Origin of the sequence: Streptomyces sp. SAI-127 (genome assembly GCF_029894425.1) — a bacterium.
Lineage (GTDB): Bacteria > Actinomycetota > Actinomycetes > Streptomycetales > Streptomycetaceae > Streptomyces.
On record NZ_JARXYJ010000002.1, the window covers coordinates 233,679 to 236,980 of the forward strand.

General features: G+C 68.4%; 3 protein-coding genes. All 3 read left to right on the top strand.

From position 1 onward, the window contains the following. Positions 1-305 precede the first annotated feature (305 nt). The 3 genes from M2157_RS46775 to M2157_RS46785 all read left to right on the top strand — a co-directional run bounded on the left by M2157_RS46775 (position 306) and on the right by M2157_RS46785 (position 3,265). A complete protein-coding gene (locus M2157_RS46775) occupies positions 306-2,105 on the top strand; it encodes an ABC transporter ATP-binding protein (protein ID WP_280868517.1) in 1,800 nt (599 codons plus the stop codon). A gap of 129 nt (positions 2,106-2,234) precedes the next feature. Continuing rightward, positions 2,235-2,459 carry an MbtH family NRPS accessory protein gene (locus M2157_RS46780; protein ID WP_276207582.1) on the top strand — a complete coding sequence of 75 codons (225 nt, stop codon included), beginning with the start codon at positions 2,235-2,237 and terminating at the stop codon, positions 2,457-2,459. Positions 2,460-2,467: 8 nt separating this feature from the next. Beyond that, entirely contained in the window at positions 2,468-3,265 is a 798-nt protein-coding gene (locus tag M2157_RS46785) for an alpha/beta fold hydrolase (protein WP_280868518.1), read from the top strand. Positions 3,266-3,302 lie beyond the last annotated feature (37 nt).

Genomic DNA, 3,302 nt, shown 5'->3' on the forward strand with positions numbered 1-3,302 from the left:
CGGCACTGCGGCATTTGAATCCGTCTGAATCCGCCGGGAACTGAACGCGTTGCCACCTCCGGTCGCCCTCGGGGATGCTTGCAGCCGAGCGAAGCTGTGCCGTGAGGAAATACGCGAGGAAATCCCGTGAGGAGAGGTTCGCTGTGAAAGTGACGGTGCAGGCGCCGGCGGGAGATAATCCCGACGAACTGCCGGACATGGGCCCGGAATCCGACCGGCCGCAGACATCCCAGGGAATTCGCCCCGGAACAGTGGGAAGAATTGTTCCGTTCGCGAAACCCTATCGGTGGCAGCTGTTGTTCCTGGTGACCGCGTCCGCACTCGGCGCCGTCGTGACCGCGGCCGGCCCGCTGCTTTTCGGGGTCGTCATCGACAAGGGCATCGTCCCCGGCAAGACGGACGTCGTCATCGCGGTGGCCGCCGCCCTCCTCGGCCTCGCCCTCCTCGACGCGCTGACCCAGTACTTCCAGGCCAGACTCTCCGCGCAGATCGGCGAGGGCCTGGTGTACGACCTGCGCACCCTGGTGTTCCGGCATGTGCAGGCACAGCCGCTGGCGTTCTTCACCCGCTCCCAGACCGGCTCCCTGGTCAGCCGGCTCAACACCGACGTCATCGGAGCGCAGCAGGCGATCACCGTGCTGATGGCGGAAACGGTCAACACCGTGCTGACCCTGGTCCTGGTGCTGGCCGCCATGTTCTACCTGTCGTGGCAGCTCAGCCTCGTGGCCCTGCTCATGGTCCCCTTCTTCCTCATCCCCGGAAAGATCATCGGCCGCCGTATGCAGAGCCTCGCCCGCGGGACGATGCAACTCAACGCGGAGATGGGCTCCTTGATGAACGAGCGCTTCAACGTCGCCGGCGCGATGCTCAACAAGCTCTTCGGGCGCCCCGAGCGCGAGGTAGCCCACTTCTCCGAACGGGCCCGAGGCGTCCGCGACATCGGCGTGCAGACCAACGTGACCGCGCAGATGCTCGGCATCGTCATGGGCCTCACCGCCTCAGTGACCCTCGCCCTGCTCTTCGGCGTCGGCGGGCTCCTCGTCATCGACGACGCCTTCGCCCTCGGCACCCTGGTCTCCCTGGTCACGCTCGTCGGCCGCCTCTACACCCCGATCCAGCAGCTGTCGAGCGTGCAGGCCAACGCCATGACCGCCCTCGTCAGCTTCGACCGCGTCTTCGAGATCCTCGACCTCGACGCCCTGGTGAAGGAACGTCCCGGAGCCACCTCGCTGCGCTCCGGCCCCTCGGCACACGACACCACCGCGCCCGAGGTCGAGTTCGACAAGGTCTCCTTTCGCTACCCCAGTGCCGCCGACGTCTCCCTGGCCTCCTTGGAGTCGACCGCCCGGCCCGCCGGCGAACGCGAGGACGACGCGTGGGTCCTCGACGAGGTGAGCTTCCGGGCGCCCGCGGGGAAACTCACCGCCCTCGTCGGCCGCTCGGGAGCCGGCAAGACCACCATCACCCACCTGATGCCCCGCTTCTACGACCCCGTCGCCGGGGCGGTGCGGATCGACGGCCAGGACCTGCGTGACGTCACTCTCGGCTCGCTGCAGGACACCGTCGGAGTCGTCACCCAGGACGCCCACCTCTTCCACGACACCATCCGCCACAACCTGCTGTACGCCCGCCCGGACGCCACCGAACCGGAGCTCGTCGAGGCCTGCGAGGCGGCACAGATCTGGACCCACATCGCCGCCCTCCCCAACGGGCTCGACACTGTCGTAGGGGACCGCGGCTATCGTCTGTCGGGCGGGGAGAAACAGCGCTTGGCGCTGGCCCGGCTGCTGCTGAAGGCACCGCCCGTGGTTGTGCTCGACGAGGCCACCGCCCACCTGGACTCGGAGTCGGAGGCCGCGATCCAACGCGCCCTGAAGACCGCGCTGGCAGGCCGCACCTCGGTGGTCATCGCCCACCGGCTGTCCACCATCCGCGAGGCCGACCAGATCCTCGTCGTCGACGGCGGCAGGATCCGCGAGCGCGGCACCCACGAGTCGCTCCTGTCCGTCGGCGGCCTCTACGCGGATCTGTACCACACGCAGTTCGCCCGGCAGCCGACCGCCGGGGAGGCGGCCGCACCCGACCCCGCGGGCACCGCGAGCTGACCTGGCGCCGACCGCGACCCGCGGACCGGGCCGCACTGTCCCTCGGCCCTTTCCCCGTTTCCCCGTTCCACGTTCTGCACCACCCCTGCACGGAAATGGCCATGTCCTTCGTCGTAAGAGGAGACCGTCGTGCGCACTGTGAGCTTCGACTTCGAAACCCCCGGAAAGCGGTTCAAGGTACTGATCAACCACGAGGAGCAGTACTCGCTGTGGCCGGCCGACCTCGACGTGCCGGGCGGCTGGGAGGAGACCGGCGTGTGCGCCTCCAAGGAGGAGTGCGACCAGTACCTGGAGGAGACCTGGACCGACATGCGGCCCAAGAGCCTGCGCCTCGCGCTCGACGGTGAGCAGTAGGCGACCGGATGCCGCACGTATTCACCAACGGCATACGGCTCTCCTACGAACGGTCGGGCCGCGGTGAACGAGTGCTCATGATCATGGGTTCCTCGGCCGGGGGTCGGGTCTGGACCCTGCACCAGACCCCCGCGCTCACCAAGGCCGGCTACCAGACCATCACCTTCGACAGCCGGGGGATCGCCCCGTCCGACATCCCGCCCGGGAAGTACAGCCTCGCCGACATGGTCGCCGACACCAAGGGCCTCATCGAGGCGCTGGACGCCGGACCCTGTCGAATCGTCGGCACCTCCCTGGGAGCGCTGATCGCGCAGGAACTCGCGATCGGCTGGCCGCACCTCGTCCGGTGCGCGGTCCTGATCGGCACCAAGGCACGCTCGGACGCCGTCCGGGTGGCCCTCGGGCGGGCGGAACGGGCTCTGCTGGACGGCGGGGTGAAGCTGCCCGCCGAGTACGAAGCGGCCATGTCGGTGCTGCAGATGCTCTCGCCGGCCACGATCAACGACGACAAGGCCGTCTCCCTGTGGCTGGAGACGTTCCGGCTCTCCGGCGGCGAGGCGTCCCCGGGCCAGACCTGGATCGACACCGACGAGGACCGCCGCAAGGCACTGCGGGACGTGGCGGCACCCTGCCGCGTCATCGCCTTCGCCGACGACTTCGTGACCCCGCCCCATCTGTCCGCGGAAGTCGCCGACGCCATTCCGGAATGCGACTACGTCGAGATTCCCGAATGCGGCCACTTCGGTTATCTCGAACGCCCGGACGAGGTCAACAAGGCAATCATCGAATTTCTGGACACGCACTAGAAGCACAGGCACACACGCGCGGGAAGAGCGCGAGTGG